The following is a 2778-nucleotide window of genomic DNA, read 5'->3' as shown; positions in this document are numbered from 1 at the left end:
TGGCAGTATGACATACACGGCCGTACCGTGGAGAAGGATAACGGCCAGACCCGCTGGCACTACCGCTACGACGGCGAACATCGCCTGACGGAAGTCATCAGCCAGCTGCAGGATCGCAACAAGCCGCAGACGCAGGTCAGCTTCCGCTACGATCCGCTCGGTCGGCGCATCAGCAAAACGCACCAGCAGATGCTGGGCGGTCAGCCAACCGGCAAGCCGGTTTGTCTGGGAAGGGTTCCGCCTGCTGCAGGAAGTGCACGGAGATGTGCCGTTGACCTACGTCTACAGCGATCAGGACAGCTACGATCCGCTGGCGCGTATTGACGGCGTTGATGCCCCGGAGATTTTCTGGTTCCACTGCCAGCCGAACGGCACGTCGGAGCGAATACTGCTCACCATGTTTTACCCGTTGAGGTGTGGAAAGAGGACCAATCATTCTTCAATAATGTTGGCATCGGAAAAGACATGAGCTCTGCGTTTAATGGTATTCATGTTCCTGGTAGCGCATCAGCGATGAAACAAGATGCAGGGAAAGGTATGGATGTTTTCCATAGCAGTAATCATCATAACTATAGTGACATTGTCCGTCAGCGCATTGCTCGTGTTGAGCAACGATATAATTCTGGAAGATTGGATGCTAAAGGGGCGAGGATAGCTATAAGGCGGATCCAGATTGATATGAAGAATATAATTTGGATGGGGCATGCTCCCACAACAAAATGCAGGAGAATGAGTTAATGTCCTATTATTTGATCATGAATGACTTCGAATCATCACTCATGCCAAGAAATTTACAGGGCATGGTTGATGAAAGATTACAGATCAATGGAAACTGGGAAATAGAAGGCTCTGCATTTCCCTTCCCGTATCGAATAGCAGACGATGCATGTCCAAACCGTATTTATTTGTTGTGCAATAAAAATGTTGGGGCTTTGAAATTTGACTATTATAAAAAAGACTTTGGACACTTGCTGGATAAGTCTTTATTTTCAATTTTTGGTGATTATAAGCACAATGTTTTTTTGGCCGAGATATAACACCAGTTTCGATTGGGAATGGTCAAGTTCTTCGGGATGATTTTAAATATATATATTTTCCAGGCGGCGATGTTATAGATGAGGTTAAATCTATTTTTGAAGAGGATAAGTTCGGAGATATCATACCTTTTAAAATTGAATTCAAGAATGATGCGCTGGAATATGATATACTTTCGTTGAACGACACATTGTTAGGTGCTTTTATCATTGTTAAACAAGATGTGAAGGAAGTTATAGAAAGTAAAGGCTTCCGGGGGGTGAAACTTGTTCCACTGGAAAATGCTTTAGACGTTTTCTGTGAAGATTATTTCTACGAAATAGACTCCAGTCGTAAAAGAAAGGGCAATAAACTACCTTAATATTGAATGGTGTCGTGCCATTATTGATTCTTTGTTTTTGTTTTCTAATGGCGCGAAGAAGCTCTTTGGATTATGGGTACATTATTCGACTATGGATCACAGTAATTTTAAGAGTAGCCAATAATGTTAACTCTTAAAGAGGAATAATGCATATAAAAAATACTATCCAAGACTTTGTTAACAAATTCAAAATGAATGATTTAAATATGGGAGAGATAGTCTATACAGACGATGAGAATGAAACTTATTTTCCTGTAAATTTAAATGGTGAAATTCGTTTTTTTTATAGCCATTTGATTTTAAATGACCACCCAACATTTGATGGTGCCTTCTTTATACAGATTGTTGAGCCCCAAGAGCTAAATGAAATGTTATCAGGCTGGCGAATTCAAAATGATACGGCTTGGCACGATGATTATGTAATCTTTGCTGAAAGAAATGGAGATGTTCTTTTTTGTGAAACCAAAAATATGACCTCTCCAGTTTATGGTAGTATCCAAAAAAGGAATTTCATTATTTCCAATTCCTTAGCTGACTTTTTGGATGCTTTTTGTTCTGCCATTGAGATAGAACAAAGTAAATATGATGGTGATGCTACAGATGATGATTTTAATTTCAGAAAGGACTTTCTGGAAGACATCGATTTAATGCTAAAAAGCAAGCTTGAGGATGTTGAGGCAGAAGGTTTTAAATATTTCTTTTTTGGTTAGTTAACAATCAAAACTCACTCTTTTAGAGACCTCATTGCTTATGAAGGCATTTATCGCTGATATCCCTTTTATATAGGCAAGGAGGTCTCTTTTAGAATGATAATGAATAAACATATGAAAAATGTATGCTATAAATTCGATGAAAAAAGAGTTACATCTCTTGTTGAAAAAGGAATAGAGTTTCACGACAACCAAAAATACGCCGAAGCTTTAAAGCAGTACCGAAAAACCTGGCAAGCTCTTCCTGACCCAAAGTTCGAATCGGAACTTGCTAACTGGATCGCTGCGTGTGTGTACAGCGCTTATTTTGACCTCACGGATTATGCGGAGGCGAAGAAATGGGGAGAGGTGACGTTACGCACTCGTGGATCGGATATAGACACTGCGCCCTTAATCGACCTCGGGATGGTCTGTTACGAGTTGAATCAATTTGATGAAGCGTATAAATATTTTAACGATGCTTATAACTACGGTAAAGAGCGTGCGTTTAAGCATAGGCCTAAAAAATATCTTGAATTTTATTTATGCAAAATAACGTGAAGGCCTCGCTGTATTACGTTACTTAGACAGCTAGAATAAGCGTTTTCCACGTAATTTCTTACGAAGAATCGTCATTAAGCTACATACTTATGAATCTGTCTCTTATACACATCTGACGCTGCCGACGACGGA

Annotated in this window: 5 protein-coding genes and 1 pseudogene; all 6 read left to right on the top strand. The window is 40.1% G+C overall.

Annotation, left to right across the window (positions count from 1 at the left end):
* Positions 1–388 (top strand): annotated as a pseudogene (locus HBA26_RS22535) (RHS repeat protein); the annotation flags it as partial.
* Between the two features lie 26 nt (positions 389–414).
* Positions 415–738 carry an AHH domain-containing protein gene (locus HBA26_RS22530; protein WP_166721060.1) on the top strand — a complete coding sequence of 108 codons (324 nt, stop codon included), beginning with the start codon at positions 415–417 and terminating at the stop codon, positions 736–738.
* The gene (locus tag HBA26_RS23080) at positions 738–1037 is read left to right on the top strand and encodes an Imm43 family immunity protein (protein ID WP_250899497.1); all 300 of its coding nucleotides are present in this window, start codon (positions 738–740) and stop codon (positions 1035–1037) included. The genes HBA26_RS22530 and HBA26_RS23080 overlap by 1 nt, the downstream gene beginning before the upstream one ends.
* A complete protein-coding gene (locus tag HBA26_RS23075; RefSeq protein ID WP_323263721.1) occupies positions 1034–1396 on the top strand; it encodes an Imm43 family immunity protein in 363 nt (120 codons plus the stop codon). Before HBA26_RS23080 ends, HBA26_RS23075 begins: the two co-directional genes overlap by 4 nt.
* 146 nt (positions 1397–1542) lie before the next feature.
* The gene (locus tag HBA26_RS22520) at positions 1543–2106 is read left to right on the top strand and encodes a hypothetical protein (protein WP_166721059.1); all 564 of its coding nucleotides are present in this window, start codon (positions 1543–1545) and stop codon (positions 2104–2106) included.
* A gap of 102 nt (positions 2107–2208) precedes the next feature.
* Entirely contained in the window at positions 2209–2646 is a 438-nt protein-coding gene (locus HBA26_RS22515) for a hypothetical protein (RefSeq protein ID WP_126346170.1), read from the top strand.
* The last annotated feature ends 132 nt before the right edge of the window (positions 2647–2778 follow it).

This window comes from Enterobacter sp. 725m/11 (genome assembly GCF_011683705.1).
Taxonomy (GTDB): domain Bacteria; phylum Pseudomonadota; class Gammaproteobacteria; order Enterobacterales; family Enterobacteriaceae; genus Enterobacter; species Enterobacter bugandensis.
Note: the sequence above shows the minus strand (reverse complement) of the source record. Positions and strands in the feature narration are given on the sequence as shown.